18 protein-coding genes, 1 other RNA gene and 1 other annotated feature are annotated in these 17,884 nt (G+C 47.3%); all 19 genes read right to left on the reverse strand.

Translation table 11 applies throughout. The features are described from left to right. Positions 1–7 precede the first annotated feature (7 nt). Positions 8–274 (reverse strand): DUF2508 family protein, encoded by a 267-nt coding sequence (locus tag IV71_RS04005; RefSeq protein ID WP_010691466.1) that lies wholly within the window; start codon positions 272–274, stop codon positions 8–10. After that, complete coding sequence (recR, locus tag IV71_RS04010) at positions 271–876, reverse strand: recombination mediator RecR (RefSeq protein WP_010691464.1); 606 nt, start codon at positions 874–876, stop codon at positions 271–273. The genes IV71_RS04005 and recR overlap by 4 nt, the downstream gene beginning before the upstream one ends. Before the next feature lie 9 nt (positions 877–885). Continuing rightward, positions 886–2,886 (reverse strand): DNA polymerase III subunit gamma/tau, encoded by a 2,001-nt coding sequence (dnaX, locus tag IV71_RS04015; RefSeq protein WP_010691462.1) that lies wholly within the window; start codon positions 2,884–2,886, stop codon positions 886–888. Between the two features lie 42 nt (positions 2,887–2,928). Further along, positions 2,929–3,015: signal recognition particle sRNA small type (gene ffs / locus IV71_RS07740), an RNA gene on the reverse strand. Between the two features lie 50 nt (positions 3,016–3,065). Beyond that, positions 3,066–3,608 (reverse strand): nucleoside deaminase, encoded by a 543-nt coding sequence (locus IV71_RS04020; protein WP_010691459.1) that lies wholly within the window; start codon positions 3,606–3,608, stop codon positions 3,066–3,068. Next, positions 3,608–4,237: a class I SAM-dependent methyltransferase gene (locus IV71_RS04025; protein WP_010691457.1), complete on the reverse strand. Its 630-nt coding sequence runs from the start codon at positions 4,235–4,237 to the stop codon at positions 3,608–3,610. Before IV71_RS04025 ends, IV71_RS04020 begins: the two co-directional genes overlap by 1 nt. A gap of 71 nt (positions 4,238–4,308) precedes the next feature. Beyond that, positions 4,309–4,674 (reverse strand): 50S ribosomal protein L7/L12, encoded by a 366-nt coding sequence (gene rplL, locus IV71_RS04030; protein ID WP_010691455.1) that lies wholly within the window; start codon positions 4,672–4,674, stop codon positions 4,309–4,311. Positions 4,675–4,718: 44 nt separating this feature from the next. After that, positions 4,719–5,240 carry a 50S ribosomal protein L10 gene (rplJ, locus tag IV71_RS04035; protein ID WP_010691452.1) on the reverse strand — a complete coding sequence of 174 codons (522 nt, stop codon included), beginning with the start codon at positions 5,238–5,240 and terminating at the stop codon, positions 4,719–4,721. 24 nt (positions 5,241–5,264) lie between these two features. Further along, positions 5,265–5,384 (reverse strand) — a sequence feature (ribosomal protein L10 leader region). Positions 5,385–5,420: 36 nt separating this feature from the next. Continuing rightward, positions 5,421–6,113 carry a 50S ribosomal protein L1 gene (gene rplA, locus IV71_RS04040; RefSeq protein ID WP_010691450.1) on the reverse strand — a complete coding sequence of 231 codons (693 nt, stop codon included), beginning with the start codon at positions 6,111–6,113 and terminating at the stop codon, positions 5,421–5,423. Continuing rightward, positions 6,113–6,574 carry a 50S ribosomal protein L11 gene (rplK, locus tag IV71_RS04045; RefSeq protein ID WP_010691448.1) on the reverse strand — a complete coding sequence of 154 codons (462 nt, stop codon included), beginning with the start codon at positions 6,572–6,574 and terminating at the stop codon, positions 6,113–6,115. The genes rplA and rplK overlap by 1 nt, the downstream gene beginning before the upstream one ends. Before the next feature lie 119 nt (positions 6,575–6,693). Then, positions 6,694–7,263 (reverse strand): transcription termination/antitermination protein NusG, encoded by a 570-nt coding sequence (gene nusG, locus IV71_RS04050; protein ID WP_010691447.1) that lies wholly within the window; start codon positions 7,261–7,263, stop codon positions 6,694–6,696. Positions 7,264–7,365: 102 nt separating this feature from the next. Further along, on the reverse strand, positions 7,366–7,542 hold the full coding sequence (gene secE / locus IV71_RS04055; protein WP_010691446.1) for a preprotein translocase subunit SecE: 177 nt from the start codon (positions 7,540–7,542) through the stop codon (positions 7,366–7,368). A gap of 9 nt (positions 7,543–7,551) precedes the next feature. Next, a complete protein-coding gene (gene rpmG / locus IV71_RS07745) occupies positions 7,552–7,701 on the reverse strand; it encodes a 50S ribosomal protein L33 (protein ID WP_010691445.1) in 150 nt (49 codons plus the stop codon). Between the two features lie 58 nt (positions 7,702–7,759). After that, a complete protein-coding gene (locus tag IV71_RS04060) occupies positions 7,760–8,323 on the reverse strand; it encodes a hypothetical protein (RefSeq protein WP_010691444.1) in 564 nt (187 codons plus the stop codon). Between the two features lie 39 nt (positions 8,324–8,362). Next, positions 8,363–9,115 carry a 23S rRNA (guanosine(2251)-2'-O)-methyltransferase RlmB gene (gene rlmB / locus IV71_RS04065; RefSeq protein WP_010691442.1) on the reverse strand — a complete coding sequence of 251 codons (753 nt, stop codon included), beginning with the start codon at positions 9,113–9,115 and terminating at the stop codon, positions 8,363–8,365. Continuing rightward, on the reverse strand, positions 9,099–9,518 hold the full coding sequence (locus IV71_RS04070; protein WP_010691441.1) for a Mini-ribonuclease 3: 420 nt from the start codon (positions 9,516–9,518) through the stop codon (positions 9,099–9,101). The genes rlmB and IV71_RS04070 overlap by 17 nt, the downstream gene beginning before the upstream one ends. Positions 9,519–9,713: 195 nt before the next feature. Next, complete coding sequence (locus tag IV71_RS04075) at positions 9,714–10,163, reverse strand: hypothetical protein (protein ID WP_010691440.1); 450 nt, start codon at positions 10,161–10,163, stop codon at positions 9,714–9,716. 113 nt (positions 10,164–10,276) lie between these two features. Next, positions 10,277–13,936, reverse strand: a complete 3,660-nt coding sequence (gene rpoC, locus IV71_RS04080) for a DNA-directed RNA polymerase subunit beta' (protein ID WP_010691439.1) — start codon at positions 13,934–13,936, stop codon at positions 10,277–10,279. A gap of 22 nt (positions 13,937–13,958) precedes the next feature. Beyond that, positions 13,959–17,588: a DNA-directed RNA polymerase subunit beta gene (gene rpoB, locus IV71_RS04085; RefSeq protein WP_010691438.1), complete on the reverse strand. Its 3,630-nt coding sequence runs from the start codon at positions 17,586–17,588 to the stop codon at positions 13,959–13,961. Positions 17,589–17,884: the final 296 nt, after the last annotated feature.

Below are 17,884 nucleotides of genomic sequence, written 5' to 3' on the forward strand. Positions count from 1 at the left end.
CACCCTCCTATTCATCAGTCGAACGATAAAGTTGTGGCCCGTTTGCCACGGTTCTTCGCCGTTTCGCTTCTTTATAAAGATAGGAGAAACAAGCCTTTTTCATGTCAGTCTGTGCCTGAACCATGTGCCCATTAACCCGTGCGTCAACCAAGGCAGTTTCGGAATCCTGAGCCTGTCGGTATTCACGGCGGGCGTGGTCCACTTCTTCTAACAGAATTTGGTCATACTCAGCCTTCAAATTGTTGTGTCGTACGGTTTTCTTCTTAAAAATCACAGTTCATTCCTACCTTCGATGGACTTGATCAAAGTCAACTGGTCCGCGTAGTCAATGTCCGAGCCAACCGCTAATCCAGAGGCCAAGCGAGTAACTTTGATATTGGCGGGCTTGACGAGACGGGCGATATACATGGCCGTTGCCTCGCCATCGGTGTTCGCGTTGGTTCCGACAATCACCTCTTTGATTTCGTCATCCTTGGAAAGCCGGCGAATCAACGACGGTAGGTTGATGTCTTCCGGTCCCGTACCAGCCGACGGCGAAATCACCCCGTTCAAAACATGGTACAGGCCGTGGTACTCCTGGGTCTGTTCCATCGCCATGACATCTTTTGGATTTTGAAGCACCAGAACGGTTGACCGATCTCTTGTGGTATCCGTGCAGATGACGCAGGGATTTTCATCTTTACTGGTAATATTACCGCAAATCTCACAAAAAGTAATCGAATCTTTTGCTTCTGCCAGTGCTTTTGAAAAATTCGCCACGTCTTCTTGATCCATGTTTAACGTGTAAAAGGCAAGACGAGACGCCGTTTTGGCACCAATTCCGGGTAACTTAGAATATGAATCAATTAGTTTAGCAATAGGTTCCGGATATTGCATCTTTTTTCCTTACTTTGTTTCAGTTTTTACTTGAACGATGTCATCGCCAAAGAGCGCTTTTGCTGAAGCCACAACGTCTGAGTGGTCATTTCCCTTCGTTTCCTGTGGGGTTGCGGTTTGTTGTGTCGTTTCTTGGTTAACCACAATGGGGCTTAAATCAGAAAGTGCAATCTTCACTGTCTGACCGGCCTTCAACGCCTTCACGTACTCCGCCCGATCGTTATGCCACTCATCCTTTGTTCGTAACACTAATTGAACCGGTAGCCCGCTTTGAATCAATGCCTGAGCAAGTTGTGCTTGCAACTCGGCATCCTTTTCGGCCTTGTCTTCCAATGCCGGGTAGTCAAAGGCTAACACAATTGCGTCCAGCGAAGCGGCTACTGGCTCAGCAGTTTGCAGAACCGCCTGATCCTTAACGGGCATCGTTGCAATAATGTCAGTCCACTTTGCTTGCGCTTGATTCAACTTGTCACGCTTGGCCTGTGATAGAACTGCCTGAACCGGCTCGTTACCGGTATAAAGTCGTAATGCTGGTCCAGTGGCCGTTGCTTCCGTGGCCACAGTTGCTGTCGCTGTCGCAGCAGTTCCCGTCTCGGCTTGCCCTGTGGTCGTTTCATTATCAAGTGACCGCTTTTCAACCGGACGCTCTGGCTTTTCAGTCACTTCATCAGCTGGCCGCTCTTCCGGCACACGGCTGCCTGCGGATCGCTCAGCAACTGGCTCTTCCGTTGATCTAGAGGAAGGAGTGCCCATGGCTTTTGTTTCAGATCGTTTGGACTCCAAAACGCCGTTTGTGCCGTGCTCGCTTTCTGAATCAGCCGATTCCTCATGTGCCGCACTTGCTTCAACAGGCGCTGCTTGTTCGACTGTTTTTGTGGGCTTTTCCTCAACTGGTTCCTGTCTCTTTGCTGCTGATTTCGGCTCTTCCTTAGAAGACGTTGCATGGCCAATTGATGTGTTGGCGTTTGCTGGATTCGACTTTTGCGCGAGTTGAACCGTTAAAATCTCCAAATAAATGTCGGATTGTAAGGACTGCGCCAAAGCCGTCTTTGTCTGATCAATGACTTGCAACATTTCTTGAATCTGTTCTTGTGAGCTAGCTTTCAAGAAGGCCTTCAAATCGCTTTCCTTTGACTTGGCCTTCACCAAATCAGGGGCCAAGTCAACGAGCATCACATCGCGCAAAGTCGCAATGAGGTCCGATAAAAAGCGATTAGCATCCTTTCCCGAGAGCAGAATTTGCGAAAGCGTTTCAAGGGCAACGGCTGTTTGCCCCGTCATCACTTGATTCAAGTAAGCCAAAACCTGATCAATATCAACGGATCCCGTGACCGTCAGTGCGTTGTCCAATGTGACTTTATCAGGGCCAAAGGCAATCACCTGATCCATGATGGACAGGGCATCACGCATCCCACCCTCGGCGGCAGTGGCCACAACGTCCAAAGCGGCCTCTTCGTAGTCTTGTTTTTCCTGCTTCAAAATTTCCACCAAACGGTTCTTAATGGTTTGGTTTGAGAGGCGTTTAAATTCAAAACGCTGCGTTCGAGACAAGATTGTCGCGGGCATCTTTTGAATTTCAGTGGTGGCCAAAATAAACTTTACCTGAGCAGGTGGTTCCTCAAGTGTCTTCAAAAGGGCATTAAAGGCCCCCGTCGAGAGCATATGCGCTTCGTCAATAATATAAATCTTGTAAGGGGCCTCAATTGGTGCGTAATTCGCCGAGTCACGAATGGAGCGAATTTCATCCACCCCGTTATTGGAAGCCGCATCGATTTCAATAATATCGGGTTGGGATTGACCAGCCTGATCGGGGCCAATCCCATTTACTTCACGGGCAAAGATTTTGGCCGCCGATGTCTTACCAGTTCCTCTTGGACCTGCAAACAGATAGGCGTGTCCAGTTTGATGCTGATCAATGGCGTTTTGTAGCGTCTTAGTAATCACTTCTTGTCCAACCATCTCTGAAAAAGTCTTTGGCCGGTAAACCCGGTAAAGTGCCTGATACGCCATCGTTTCTCCCTTACAAAAAAAGCCGCCTGAAGGCGGTTTTGCTATGTACACAAGCACAAGGTCAAGCAATCTTAGAGCTGCTACATCTCTGTCCTGACTCGGTTCGAAAGTAGACCCTTGCCTGCTTCTTTATTATATCGAAAATTAGGAACTGGCGCAAACAAAAGCCGAGATTTTTTCTACTCTGCTTTCTCGTCTTGCTCCCTGTTTTTCTCTAGCTTCAACGCCTTTTTTCTCGCCTTTTGCTTAGCCCGCAATTCTTGAAAAAAGCTTTTTAATAGTGCGGAAGACTCAGCCTGCAAAACACCTGGAACGACTTTGACCTGGTGGTTCAGCCGATCGTCAGCAAAAACCGAATAGAGCGAGGTCACGGCACCCGCCTTCTTGTCTTGCGCACCAAAGTAAACCAGGGGAATTCGAGCATTTAGAATGGCACCCGCACACATCAAACACGGCTCCAAAGTCACAAAGAGAGCGGTCTCCTCTAAGCGCCATGTTCCTAATTTCGCGTTTGCCTCTAGAATGGCGTGCATCTCGGCATGGGCATCCGTCTTTTGATCTTCTTCCCGTCGGTTGCCAGCCGAAGCGATGATTTTCCCGTCCTTAACAATCACGGCCCCAATTGGCACTTCGCCGCGCTGTCCAGCAGCCCGCGCTTCGTTTAGTGCCGCTTCCATGGAAGCCTTAATCTGTTCAGACGTTAAAGTCGGCACGACGGCCATCAGACTGTCTCCTTGGGCTCTTTAGCCATCAAAACAAAGTAGCCCTTCTTCTTGCCAATCACCGAAACATCATTGAAAACAGCTTCCAAGTTTTTCTGTGCGGATGGCGCCCCCTGTTTTTTTTGCAAAACTGCGATGATGGCGCCACCATCAACAAGATGCTTAGTCGCTCCCTGCAACATGGCCGTCACCACGACTTTTCCAGCACGAATCGGGGGATTGACCAGAATTAGCGCGTACTTATCCACAACAGCGTCATAAACGGAGGATTGAAAAACCCGTGTCAGGTCATTAACCCCGTTCTTTTGACAGTTCGTTTTGGCTAGATCCAGGGCACGGTCGTTAACGTCAACCATATCCACTTCACGCCCCCAGGCCTTAGCCACGGCATTGCCGACTGGTCCATAGCCACAACCTAAATCCAAGACTTTTCCAGCAACAAAGTGCTGTTCAGCCGCTGCATCGAGCATCACTCGCGTACCAAAATCAATGGTTTTCTTTGAAAAGACCCCCGCATCCGTTTGGAAATGCAAATTCTTACCTAACAGAGTAAAGTCAAAGTTTTGGTAATCATGTTCAGCCGTTGGATCAGCCGTAAAATACTGCTGTCCCCCTGTTTTTTCACTCATCTTCTTCTCCTTAATTGACAAAATCTAATTTATGTACAAAAAAAGAGCACCAAGTGCTCTTCTTTTATGAATTACTTCAAAGTAACTGAGGCACCAGTTTCTTCCAAAGCTTCCTTCATTGCGTTGGCATCTGCTTCAGGAACAGCTTCCTTGATGACAGAAGGTGCGTTGTCAACCAAGTCCTTAGCTTCCTTCAAACCAAGACCAGTTGCTTCACGAACTGCCTTGATAACCTTAACCTTTGCAGTACCTGCAGAAGTCAATTCAACGTCGAAGTCTGACTTGGCAGCGGCTGCGCCGTCACCTGCACCAGCAGCGGCAACAGGTGCAGCAGCTGAAACGTCAAATTCTTCTTCGATAGCTGAAACCAAGTCAGCCAAGTCCAAAATCGTTGCATCCTTCAATGATGCGATAATCGCGTCTTTATCAAAAGCCATGATTAATTTCCTCCAATTTATAAATGTTTTCTAATAAGTCAAACTTATTCGGCAGCTTCGGCTGTTTCGCCTTCAGCTTCCTTCTTTTCTTGCAATGCCTTAACAGCATAAGCAAAGCTCCGGATTGGGAACTGGAACTCGGCCATCAACTGACCAAGCAAACCTTCGCGTGAAGGCAATGAAGCGTACTTGTTGATTTCATCAATTGAAACAATTGAACCATCAATCACACCACCCTTGATAACGAGCTTTTCGTTAGCATCGGCGTACTTCTTCAAAATGCGGGCTGGGGCAACGGCGTCTTCTTCAGAGAAGGCAACGGCCGTAGGACCAGCAAACAAATCGTTCAATCCTTCAAAACCAGCGTCCTTAGAAGCACGGACAAGAACCTTGTTCTTGATAACTTCCAATACGACACCTTCTTGACGTAATTGGTGACGCAAGTCAGTTGATTCTGCAACAGTCAAACCACGAGGGTTAACAACAACGGCAGAAGTTGAGTTCTTGAACTGGTCAGCGATCTCAGCAACCTTTTGCGCCTTCAAAGCAATAGCTTGTTCACTCATGTGAAATTCTCCTTCCTCAAGATTTTTTTGCAAAAGAAACCCGCCTGCCAAAAGACAGACGGGTCAGTTATCTTTAATAACTTCCTCGGCAGGAGATTAAGGTGCAAGCACCACCTGAGTCTTAGGCAAAATTGATTTAATTTACTTTGTTAGTCTAACAGGTTAATTGACAGCTGTCAATTAAAGAGACGTTACATCCAAGGTAACGGCTGGTGACATCGTTGAGGCCAAAGCCACGTTTGAAACGTAAGTTCCCTTAACGGCGGCTGGACGAGCCTTCAAGATAACAGCAGCGATTGCCTTGATGTTTTCTGCCAACTTAGCATCATCAAATGATACGCGGCCAACAGTTACCGCAACGTTTCCGTCACGATCAGTACGGTAGGTCACTTGACCACCCTTGGCGTCAGAAACAGCCTTCTTAACATCCATGGTAACCGTACCAGTCTTAGGGTTAGGCATCAATCCCTTAGGACCCAATGCACGACCCACACGACCAACTTGAGCCATCATGTCAGGCGTTGCGATAGCAACGTCAAAGTCAAGCCATCCACCTTGGATACGCTGAACCAAGTCAGCGGCACCAACGACATCAGCACCGGCAGCTTCTGCTTCCTTAGCCTTGTCACCTTGGGCGAAGACAACAACCTTCTTATCCTTACCAGAACCGTTTGGCAAAACAACGGCACCACGGAGTTGTTGGTCAGCTTGACGCGTGTCAACGTTCAACTTGAAAGTCAATTCAACTGAAGCGTCGAAGTTGGCGTATGAAACTTCCTTCAACAAGGAAACACCATCAGTCAAGTTGTAGGCCTTTTCGGCTTCAACCTTGGCTGCGGCTTCTAAATACTTCTTTCCATGCTTAGTAGTCATTATGCTTCCTCCTTGATTGCTGTTCCATCAACAGTCAAGTCCACACCGTCGACCGTAACACCCATTGAACGGGCAGTACCTTCGATCATCTTCATGGCAGCTGTGATGTCATTGGCATTCAAATCGGCCATCTTGTTTTCGGCGATAGCACGAATTTGGTCAAGAGTAACGTTTCCGGCCTTCTTGACGTTAGGTTCACCAGAACCCTTACCAACAATCTTACGCAATTGGTCAGCTGCTGGTGGTGTCTTCGTAACGAATTCGAATGAACGGTCATCGAAAACTGAGATTTCAACAGGGATTGTTGAACCAGCTTGGTCAGCAGTCCGGGCGTTGAATTCCTTAGTAAACTGAGCAATGTTAATTCCAGCTTGTCCCAATGCAGGACCAACTGGAGGAGCTGGGGTTGCCTTAGCGGCAGCGATTTGTAGTTTAACTACATTTACGACTTTTTTAGCCACGATATTTTCCTCCTCGTGTTGTGGTAGAGCGCAGCTTGAGTGCTGCTTCCACACATGTCTTTGACATGCCCTATTATCATAACAAAAAAAGCCCCTTTCGTAAAGGGACTTCTCAGCAATTAAATGTTTGTGTCAATATCGTTAAAGCCAAGTTCCGTTGGTGTCTCACGACCGAAGACTTCAACCGTCGCTTCCACTTCCTGCTTTTCAGGATCGATGGAACGGATGATTCCCTCCATGCCGTTAAATGGTCCGGCAACAATCTTGATTGTTTGACCAACTTCGACGTCCAAGTCCACGACTTTTTCACCGGTCATGCCCATTCGCTTCATCAACAAATCAACTTCTTCAGGAAGCAATGAGTTGGGCTTTGATCCGGCACCGTGGGAACCAAGGAATCCAGTAACCCCTGGCGTGTTACGAACAACATACCAAGCTTCGTCTGTCATATTGCCGTCCTGTGGCGTGGCCATTTCGACCAAAACATAACCAGGAAAGTCGTTTTCAATCGATGTCTTCACTTCGCCGTCTTGAACGGTTGATACTTCTTGTTCAGGAACCAAAATGCGGAAAATTTGATCCGCCATTCCCATTGTTTGGGTACGTGATTCCAAGTTTGCTTGGACCTTGTGTTCGTATCCTGAATAAGTGTGCACAACAAACCATGCTTTTTCGATTGAATCCGTCATATCGATGCGGGCATGTCAGCCCGCCCTCCTTTAGTTTTTTTTGTAAATAAAAAAGAGCCGTTAGACTCTTTTTTCGCTGTTTTTAGTATACTACAGCTTTTCTTAGTGCGCCACCAAGAAATTAACACCTTGCTTCAAGACCCAATCGAAGGCACCAATCAAGACACCAAAGAGAATGGACATAGCAATCACCGCAATGGTTTCACGATTCGTCTGCGCCCATGACAACCAGGTCACTTTCTTCATTTCTGAAGCAACATTCTTAAAATAAGTAATCATGAAAAAACCTCACTTAGTTTCTCGATGGAAGGTGTGCTTCCCACAATGGGGACAAAATTTATTAACGCCTAGACGTTCTGTCCGTCCCTTTGAAAGGGTTACGGTGTAGTTTCTTGAACCACAGACGTCACAGGCTAACGATGCTTTTTGACTAGGCATAGTTTACCTCACTTCCTGCTATCATAGCACGATTCAAAGGCGAGAACAAGCAAGCAGCCTATTCCTCCTTTAGAGCGCGATACACGGTCTTTTTAAAATGGTACTGAACCTGTTGCATTCGTCGTGCCTCTTTCGCATCGAGGTGCTTTTTCAGTGGTTGCAATCCGACCAGTTTCGAAACGCCATGGGCATAGCCCTTCCCTCTACGAAAGCGAATGTCTCGCAGAGCCTCTTTGACAAGCAAAATTTGTTCAGGATTAAAGGAATCCGTCACAAGAGTTTGGCCCAAACTCGGGCTCTCGTCAAAAGAAAGCATTTCAGCAGCGGCCCGTCCCTTATGACTCATGGCCTTGCGCTTAATATCACGCGAGCGATTAAGTAGGGACTGCGTGTAATAGGTTGAAAAGCGAGCACTTCGCTCAATCAATGCAAAACAACGGACGGAATTAATCAAGGAAACTAAGGCATCGGCTTCCCAATCATCAAAACGGTAACGACCAGATAATTGTTCCTGATAGACTTTACCAACCAAACCGCGTGTCGCCCGTTGTAAAAAACAATAGGCGCACTCATGCCCACGCTGTGCAGCAATCACTGCTGGTAGTAACGGATCACGATTCATCCACACACCCCCTGTTGAACGGGGGCATTTGCCACCCGTTTATTTTAATGGGTGTCTCGAGCCAAAGGCTTGGTAGATCAACAGCGAGGCGGCAACGGAAGCGTTCAAGGACTGAACATGGCCAATCATCGGAATCGTCAGCATGGCATCCACCTGCTTTTTCAGCAACGGCGAGATACCCTTTCCTTCATTTCCAATAATTAAAGCCGTGGCGCCCTTGGCATCCCAGGTCCGGTAATCCTGCCCGTTCATATCAGTTCCAAAGACCCAGAGGCCGCGTTCTTTCAAGGTCTTCACCGTTTGAACTAGGTTCGTTACCCGACAAACAGGAACGTGTTCAATGGCACCGGTCGATGCTTTGGCGACGGTTCCGGTTAATTGAACCGAGCGACGCTTGGGGATAATGAGACCATGCACACCAGCAGCATCAGCCGTACGCATAATGGAACCCAAGTTGTGCGGATCTTCAATCTCATCCAGAATCAAGAAGAAGGGATCCTCTCCGGCTGCTTCGGCTTTTTCGAATAGCTGATCTAAATCAGCGTAATCATAGGCGGCCACCGAGAGAACTAGGCCTTGGTGATTGCCACGGTCAGCCAGTTCATCCAATTTACCCTTAGGTCCCTGCGTGATAACTAAACCACGTTCTTTTGCCAACTTGCTGGCTTCCTGCGCCAACCGAGGGTTCAAACCAGTTTGAATCCATAGTTTGTTTAAACTTTGATCGCCCTTTAGCGCCTCGATCACCGCATGGTGCCCATAAATAAAGGCTTGCTCACTTTGTTTTGGCATCGTCTACTCTCCCTTGTTCGACCTGTTCATAAATCCAGTCCATCATCTGATCCAAACGCTCACTTTGTCCTGAAAGGTACAGATACCCCACCATCGCTTCAATTCCTGTCGAAATTCGATAAGCCACGACATTCGTGTTCTTAGCTTTGGTATAGGACTTGGCGTTACGTCCACGCTTAAAGTAGTGCAACTCTTCTTCCGTCAAGTAGTGGTCATCGCGCATCAAGTTAAAAATAGCAGCGTGAGCCTTGGCTGAAACATAGTGCCTGGATTTCTTTTGCAAATCATTAACTTTTGTTAATCCCGTGCTAACCAGGTGCGTTCGAACCTTGATTTCGTAGATTGCATCACCGATATAGGCAAGAGACAACCCATTCATTTGTTCATAGTCGAGTTTTTCCATTGTATCCTCTAACGAAGACGTCTCCTCCCGACTGTCTTTAGTATAATTCCAATTCGGAATATTACCTGACAACCAAGACCTTTGTTGCTTCAAAATAGCCTAACTAACTGATAAAAGACTATTTTACTAAAGACGCCCACTACTTCCCTGCTTCTTCCATTAAAAAGAACCCCAAACAAAGGGGCCTCCTGTGCATTATTCGTTATTTTTTTGCTGGCGAATACCATTAGACCAACGCCAAGTCCACATAGCAATGAAGCCGAAAACCGCTGAGCCCACCACATGTAAAGCAATTTCGGACTGGTTTAGGGGAGGCCAAATTAACAAAGCGACAATCAACAAAACCACTGAAACCAACATAGCTTGTGTCCACTGGTTCCAGCTTGTTACTTGGTACTGGTTATGCGGAACAGCTTTTGGAAAGAGTCGGTACTGAATCTGTTCACCGGCCGGACTAAAGGCTGCCACATAGTACAAAGTCAAGGCATAGGCAAACCAATTAGCATTATACTCCGAATTACCGGACTTCAATCGCCAAATAAAGAGGGCCACCACAATGAGCGCTGGCACGATGGCAATCGCCCATAATTGTTTCTTTGATAATTTCTTAACCCAGTCAATCCAATTAATCGTTACCTTTGCCATGCGATCTCCTTTATTCCTACCCTTAGTCTACCCTATTTTAGGTCTCCACTCAATAAAAAAGCCAGTTGATCAGCACGATAACCGTGCTAACAACTGGCTTTATATTGCCTTCATTAGTCTTCTTGGTCCATCTTTTGGGCCACGTCGTCCAATGATTGAATGTCTTCCGTTGCTTCTTCTGGCTTTGCAACCACTTCACCAACAACTTCAGGCTTAATCTTACGGTATTCGGACATACCAGTACCGGCTGGAATAATCTTACCGATAATGACGTTTTCCTTCAATCCAACAAGTGGATCGTTCTTACCGCGAATAGCAGCATCCGTCAAGACACGTGTAGTTTCCTGGAAGGAAGCGGCTGACAAGAAGGAGTTCGTCTCCAAGGCAGCCTTCGTAATTCCAAGCAAGACAGGACGAGCCGTCGCAGGTACCTTACCAGCAAAGAGTGCTGGTTCGTTAGCCCGCTTAAAGTCGGCAATGTCCATCAAGGTTCCTGGCAACAAGTCAGTTTGACCTGGATCCATGATGCGAACCTTACGAAGCATCTGACGAATCATTACTTCGATGTGCTTGTCGGAAACTTCGATACCCTGCAAACGGTACACCTTCTGAATTTCAGAAAGCATGTATGATTCCGTCGTTAACGTATCCGTTACAGCCAACAATTCCTTCGGATCGATTGGTCCTTCGTTAATCGCTTCACCACGCTTGATAGAGTCACCTTCACCAAAGCGCATACGAGCAGTCAAAGGCAAAGTATAAGTCCGAGTATCGGTCTCACCTTCGATTGTTACGTCCTTAGTACGTTCGGCTGGGTTTTCTTCGATTGCGGTAATCTTACCCGTTACTTCAGAAATTTCAGCGCGTCCCTTAGGGATACGTGCTTCCACAATTTCTTGCACACGAGGCAAACCTTGCGTGATATCGTTTCCACCGGCAACACCACCCGTGTGGAAGTTACGCATGGTCAACTGTGTACCTGGTTCACCGATTGACTGGGCGGCAACCGTACCAACGGCTTCCCCAACTTCAACCTCTTCACCAGTGGCCAAGTTACGTCCGTAATCGAGAACTGAAACACCGTGCTCCGTCGTTGAAGTAAAGACAGAACGGATGGTTACTTCCTCAATACCGGCTGCCACAATCTTCTTAGCGGCAGCTTCATCAATCATCTCGTTACGGGCAACAATCTTTTCGCCAGTTTCTGGGTCAAAGACAGTCTTCATCGCATAACGACCAAGGATACGGTCGTACAATGGTTCCACGATTGAAGAACCATCGGTAATGGCTGCGACTTTAACACCGCGGTCAGAACCATTGTCATACTCACGCACGATAACGTCCTGGGCAACATCGACCAAACGACGGGTCAAGTAACCTGAGTTGGCCGTCTTCAAGGCCGTATCGGACATTCCCTTACGGGCACCGTGGGTTGAGATAAACATTTCCATAACCGTCAAACCGTCACGGAAGTTTGACGTAACTGGCAATTCGATAATCTTACCGCCAGGTCCGGCCATCAAACCACGCATTCCGGCCAACTGAACGAAGTTCGAAATGTTACCACGAGCTCCAGAATCCTGCATCATGTAGATTGGGTTTCGGAGGTCGAAAGTCTGAATCAATTCGTCTTGGATAACATCCTTGGCCTTTGACCAGATTTCAATAACTCGTTGGTAACGTTCGGCATCGGTAATCAGTCCACGACGGAACTGCTTCGTTACCGTTGCCACTTCTTTGTGGGCGTTTTCCAAAATTTCTGGCTTATCAGAAAGTTCGGTAACGTCGGTCATGGCAACCGTCAAACCAGACTTGGTTGAGATGTCATAACCGATATCCTTCATGCGGTCCAAGAGCAATGACGTTTCCGTCACCTTGTACTGCTTGTATACCGCTGCAATGATGTCGGACAAGAAGCCCTTCTTGAATGGCTTAATAACAGCCTTACCATCCAAGTAATCGTGGATATCTTCACCGGCATCCATGAAGAAGTCATCAGAGATTCCTTCAAAGTTTTCATCGGAAGGTTCGTTAATGTATGGGAAATCAACTGGCAAGATTTCGTTAAAGAAGAGCTTACCAACTGAAGTAACCATGATCTTACCGCGCTGTTCGTCGGTAAATGGCTTTTCTTCGGGGAATGATGAAGTTTGGATACCAACACGCGTGTGGTAGTGAACCAACTTGTTTTCAAAAGCCAAACGGGCTTCATCAACAGAGGAGAAGATCATGCCTTCCCCTTCACGACCGGCTTCTTCAGTAGTTAGGTAGTAGTTACCGATAACCATATCCTGAGAAGGGGCAACGATTGGCTTTCCATCCTTCGGTGCCAAGATGTGGCCGGCAGCCAACATCAGCAAACGAGCTTCAGCTTGTGCTTCGTCAGACAAAGGCACGTGAATGGCCATCTGATCACCATCGAAATCGGCGTTATAGGCTTCACAGATCAATGGGTGCAGACGCATGGCCTTACCTGAAACCAAAACTGGTTCAAAGGCCTGAATTCCAAGACGGTGCAAGGTAGGTGCTCGGTTCAAAAGAACTGGGTGTTCCTTGATTACGTCTTCCAATACATCCATGACGTCTTCGTCGGCCTTGTCAATCTTACGCTTAGCAGACTTCACGTTGCCAGCGAGACCACGAGCCGTCAATTCCTTCATGATAAATGGACGGAACAATTCGATTGCCATTGGACGTGGCAATCCCATTTGGTTCATCTTCAAGAATGGTCCAACATCGATAACGGAACGACCAGAGTAGTCGACACGCTTACCAAGCAAGTTTTGACGGAAACGTCCTTGCTTACCCTTCAACATGTGTGAAAGGGACTTCAATGGACGGTTACCAGGACCGGCAACGGGACGGCCACGACGACCGTTGTCCATCAGCGCATCGACGGCTTCTTGAAGCATACGCTTTTCGTTTTGAACGATAATACCAGGTGCGTGCAAATCGAACAATCGCTTCAAACGGTTGTTACGGTTAATCACACGACGGTACAAGTCGTTCAAATCGGAAGTGGCAAAACGACCACCTTCCAATTGAACCATCGGACGCAAGTCAGGTGGAATGACAGGAATAACATCCATGACCATCCATTCTGGCTTGTTATCTGATTGCAAGAAGGCCTCGATAATGTCCAAACGGCGAACCGCACGAACACGCTTTTGACCAGTTGCTTCTTGCAATTCAGCCTTCAAGGCAGCGGCTTCACCAGCCAAGTCAACGTCGGCCAACAATTCCTTGATGGCTTCGGCTCCCATTCCTGCCTTAAAGTTCGCACCGTATTCCTTCTTCAAGTCGCGGTATTCGCGCTCTGTCAGAAGCTTCTTCTTTTCAACCGGTGCATCACCTGGGTCAACCACAACGTAAGAAGCAAAGTAGATTACTTCTTCCAATGAGCGTGGTGACATGTCCAAGACCAAGCCCATTCGTGATGGGATTCCCTTGAAGTACCAGATGTGAGTAACGGGTGCAGCTAATTCAATGTGCCCCATCCGTTCACGGCGGACCTTCGCTGAGGTAACTTCAACGCCACAGCGGTCACAAACGATTCCCTTATAACGGATTCGCTTGTACTTTCCACAGGCACATTCGTAATCCTTAGTAGGACCAAAGATTCGTTCATCAAACAAGCCGTCTTTTTCGGGCTTGAGTGTTCGATAGTTAATCGTTTCAGGCTTCTTGACCTCACCATGAGACCAGTCATGGATTTGGTCGGGAGAAGCGAGACCGATTTGCATCGATTCGAACTTGTTAACATCAATTGCCATCTATTCGGTCACCTTTCTAAAATTATTGTTCTTCATCACTAAAGGTGCTTTGTTCTTGGGTCTTTTCTTGACCATCCACCTTATCAAAGGCGACCTTGACTTCTTCATCGTCACGGTTCAATAGATCTGGGTTGGTACGGGCCAACTTTTCCAAAGCGTCAACAGGCAAGACGGAATCGTCTTCGTCCATTTGCTTCAATTGAACGGCTTCACCTTCTTGGTTCAAGACACGCATGTCCAAACCGAGGGCCTGCAATTCCTTCACCAAAACTCGGAATGATTCAGGAACGCCTGGCTTAGGAATGGCTTCACCCTTGATGATTGATTCGTAAACCTTTACACGACCAGCAACATCATCAGACTTGTAAGTCAAGATTTCTTGCAAAGTGTAAGCGGCACCGTAGGCTTCCAAAGCCCAAACTTCCATTTCTCCGAAACGCTGTCCACCGAACTGGGCTTTTCCACCAAGAGGCTGTTGCGTAACAAGGGAGTAAGGACCAATTGAACGGGCGTGAATCTTGTCATCGACCATGTGGGCCAACTTCAAGTAGTGCATCACACCGACGGCAACACGCTTATCGAAGGCTTCACCGGTTTGACCGTCGTAAACGACCGTCTTACCATCGGCTGGCAAACCAGCTTCGGCCAAAGCTTCTTCGATTTCATCATCGGTTGCTCCATCGAAAACAGGAGAAGCAACGTGGATACCCAATTTCTTAGCGGCATAACCCAAGTGCAATTCCAAAACCTGTCCGATGTTCATACGAGATGGCACACCCATGGGTGACAAACAGATGTCAACTGGTGTTCCATCTGGCAAGTATGGCATGTCTTCTTCGGGAACAACGACTGAAACAGTACCCTTGTTTCCGTGACGACCGGCCATCTTGTCACCGACTTGTATCTTACGCTTTTGGGCGATGTAAACACGAACCATCTGGTTAACACCAGGGGCCAATTCATCACCGTTTTCAGGCGTAAAGACGCGAACGGATTGCACAACACCGCCACCACCGTGCGGTACCTTCAATGATGTATCGCGAACTTCGCGAGCCTTTTCACCAAAGATAGCATGCAAAAGTCGTTCTTCGGCTGATAGGTCAGTCACACCCTTAGGCGTTACCTTACCAACCAGGATGTCGCCATCCTTAACTTCGGCACCAACACGAATGATTCCGTTTTCATCCAAATCCTTCAGTTGTTCTTCACCGGTATTTGGAATTTCACGAGTAATTTCTTCAGGGCCAAGCTTTGTATCACGAGCCTCTGAGTCAAATTCTTCGATGTGAATTGACGTATAAACGTCTTCACGAACCAAACGTTCGTTCAACACGATGGCATCTTCGAAGTTGTAACCGTGCCAAGTCATGAAGGCGATAACAGGGTTTTGTCCAAGGGCCAATTCACCCTTTTCCATTGATGGTCCATCAGCCAATACTTGGTCATCGTCAATCTTTTCACCGACTTTGACGATTGGCTTTTGGTTATAGTTCTTACCACCGTTAGAGCGGCGGAACTTCATCAATTCGTAGGTATCCAACTGACCGTCTTCTCGACGCACGCGGATTTCCTTCGCATCAACGTATTCCACTTCACCAGGAGCCGTTGAAATAATGGCAGCACCTGAATCGTGGGCAGCCTTGTATTCAACACCAGTTCCAACGATTGGCGCGTGTGGGTCGAGCAAAGGCACAGCCTGACGCTGCATGTTGGCACCCATCAAGGCACGGTTCGAATCATCGTTTTCCAAGAAAGGAATAACAGACGTTCCAACCGAAACAACTTGCTTAGGGGAAACATCGACGTAATCGATCTTTTCAACTGGCGTTTCGATGTTTTCTTCACCGAAACGAGCCATGGCTGTGTTGTGGACGAATGAACCATCGTCTTCCAACTCCGTGTTGGCCTGAGCAACGATGTAGTTATCTTCTTCATCGGCCGTCAAGTAATCAATCTTTGAGGTAACTTTGTGCGTACCCCAGTCAACACGACGGTATGGTGTTTCGATGAAACCATACTTGTTGATGCGACCGTAAGTAGCCAAAGAGTTAATCAAACCAATGTTAGGACCTTCGGGCGTTTCGATTGGGTCAATACGGCCGTAGTGGGTGTAGTGAACGTCTCGAACTTCAACGCCGGCACGGTCACGAGTCAAACCACCAGGTCCAAGGGCTGACAAACGACGCTTGTGGTTCATTTCCCCAAGTGGGTTGGTCTGGTCCATGAACTGTGACAGCTGTGAGGAACCGAAGAATTCCTTAATTGAAGCAACAACCGGACGGATGTTGATCAATTGTTGTGGTGTTACCGTTGCGGCATCTTGGATTGACATCCGTTCGCGAACGACACGTTCCATACGAGTCAAACCAATGCGGAATTGGTTTTGCAACAATTCCCCAACGGAACGGATACGACGGTTACCCAAGTGATCAATATCATCAACTTGACCAACACCTTCTTGCAAGTTCAAGAAGTAGTTCATACCGGCAATGATGTCGGCTGGACGAACGTTGTGTTCGTTTTCAGGCAAGTGACCGTTTCCAATCAAGACCAACGTCTTGTCTGGATTTTCAGGTGATTCAATCTTAATCTTTTGAAGAACAACGGGGTCCTGCAAAACGGCATCGCCAGATGGCGTGTATGAAACCGTCTTAAAGTCAGGGTTGTCCAAGAATGGTGCCAACTTAGCCATAACAGCCTTGTCCACAACTGTTCCCTTTTCCGCAATGATTTCACCAGATTCAGGGTCAGCCAACGTTTCGGCCAAGGTCTGGTTCAACAAACGGTTTTTAAGTGACAACTTCTTGTTGATCTTGTAACGACCAACGGGAGCCAAATCGTAACGCTTTGGATCGAAGAAACGAGCCACCAAAAGGGCACGAGATGAGTCGGCCGTCTTAGGTTCTCCTGGACGCAAGCGTTCGTAAATGTCCTTCAATGATTCTTCAACACGGGAATCGGACATGTTCTTGTGAACGTCCTTTTCCAAAGTCATGTTCAAGGCATCATATTGGTCAGAGAAGATGTCGATGATGTCAGAATCTGATCCAAAGCCAAGGGCACGAACCAATTCCGTCATCAGCAACTTACGCGTCCGGTCGATACGAACGTTAGCGATACCCTTGGCATCCGTTTCGTATTCCAACCAAGCACCACGGTTAGGGATAACCGTTGTACCAAAGTGTGGACGACCGTTCTTGTCAGCTTCCTGGTTGTAATAAATACCAGGTGAGCGCACAAGCTGTGAAACGATAACACGTTCCGCACCGTTAATGATGAAAGTTCCCTGCTTCGTCATCAATGGGAAATCACCAAAGAAGACGTCCTGGGACTTAATCTCACCCGTTTCCTTGTTCGTCAAGCGAAGCGTGACGTGCAAAGGTGCTGAGTAGTTCGCATCATGTTCACGGGCCTCATCGATGTTGTACTTTGGCTCCATTAACTGGTAGTCAACGTATTCCAAAGACAAGTTTCCTTGGAAGTCTTCGATTGGCATGATGTCGTTAAACATCTCCTTGATTCCTTCATCAAGGAACCATTGGTAGGATGCCGTTTGCACTTCGATCAAATTTGGAAGATCCAAAACTTCTTTAATCTTCGAGTATGAACGACGAGTACGGTACTTACCATATTTTACTAAATGTCCTGCCACACTTATCACCTCATCTAAAATTCACTGTTCATGCAAAATAAAATTGACAATTTTCGTAAAAATTTAGCAAAAAAGTCCTTATTTTTGGGCCGAAAGGCACAAAAAAAGCAAGTCTCGCGACCGTTAGGGCGCGGACCTTGCCTGCTATAAGGGCTCTGATGGACAATAGATCACCAGCCGCCATATTTATTTACAGTGTTACTGAATACTATTATACGGGTCTTTTCAAAAAATACAAGGGATATTCTTGACAAATTTGTTGAAAAGGGGTAAGAGGTACGGACCAATGAAAAAAC

Origin of the sequence: Fructobacillus fructosus KCTC 3544 (assembly GCF_001438695.1) — a bacterium.
GTDB classification, from domain to species: Bacteria; Bacillota; Bacilli; order Lactobacillales; family Lactobacillaceae; genus Fructobacillus; species Fructobacillus fructosus.

Excerpts from the sequence above, each read along its gene's own strand:
- rplA (WP_010691450.1), bottom strand. The coding sequence starts at position 6,113 with ATGACTACTAAGCATGGAAAGAAGTATTTAGAAGCCGCAGCCAAGGTT.
- IV71_RS04075 (WP_010691440.1), bottom strand. The coding sequence starts at position 10,163 with ATGGCAAAGGTAACGATTAATTGGATTGACTGGGTTAAGAAATTATCA.
- recR (WP_010691464.1), bottom strand. The coding sequence starts at position 876 with ATGCAATATCCGGAACCTATTGCTAAACTAATTGATTCATATTCTAAG.
- IV71_RS04025 (WP_010691457.1), bottom strand. The coding sequence starts at position 4,237 with ATGAGTGAAAAAACAGGGGGACAGCAGTATTTTACGGCTGATCCAACG.
- dnaX (WP_010691462.1), bottom strand. The coding sequence starts at position 2,886 with ATGGCGTATCAGGCACTTTACCGGGTTTACCGGCCAAAGACTTTTTCA.
- rplJ (WP_010691452.1), bottom strand. The coding sequence starts at position 5,240 with ATGAGTGAACAAGCTATTGCTTTGAAGGCGCAAAAGGTTGCTGAGATC.
- rpmG (WP_010691445.1), bottom strand. The coding sequence starts at position 7,701 with ATGCCTAGTCAAAAAGCATCGTTAGCCTGTGACGTCTGTGGTTCAAGA.
- IV71_RS04020 (WP_010691459.1), bottom strand. The coding sequence starts at position 3,608 with ATGGCCGTCGTGCCGACTTTAACGTCTGAACAGATTAAGGCTTCCATG.
- IV71_RS04060 (WP_010691444.1), bottom strand. The coding sequence starts at position 8,323 with ATGAATCGTGATCCGTTACTACCAGCAGTGATTGCTGCACAGCGTGGG.
- rplL (WP_010691455.1), bottom strand. The coding sequence starts at position 4,674 with ATGGCTTTTGATAAAGACGCGATTATCGCATCATTGAAGGATGCAACG.
- rlmB (WP_010691442.1), bottom strand. The coding sequence starts at position 9,115 with ATGCCAAAACAAAGTGAGCAAGCCTTTATTTATGGGCACCATGCGGTG.
- secE (WP_010691446.1), bottom strand. The coding sequence starts at position 7,542 with ATGATTACTTATTTTAAGAATGTTGCTTCAGAAATGAAGAAAGTGACC.
- rpoC (WP_010691439.1), bottom strand. The coding sequence starts at position 13,936 with ATGGCAATTGATGTTAACAAGTTCGAATCGATGCAAATCGGTCTCGCT.
- nusG (WP_010691447.1), bottom strand. The coding sequence starts at position 7,263 with ATGACGGATTCAATCGAAAAAGCATGGTTTGTTGTGCACACTTATTCA.
- IV71_RS04070 (WP_010691441.1), bottom strand. The coding sequence starts at position 9,518 with ATGGAAAAACTCGACTATGAACAAATGAATGGGTTGTCTCTTGCCTAT.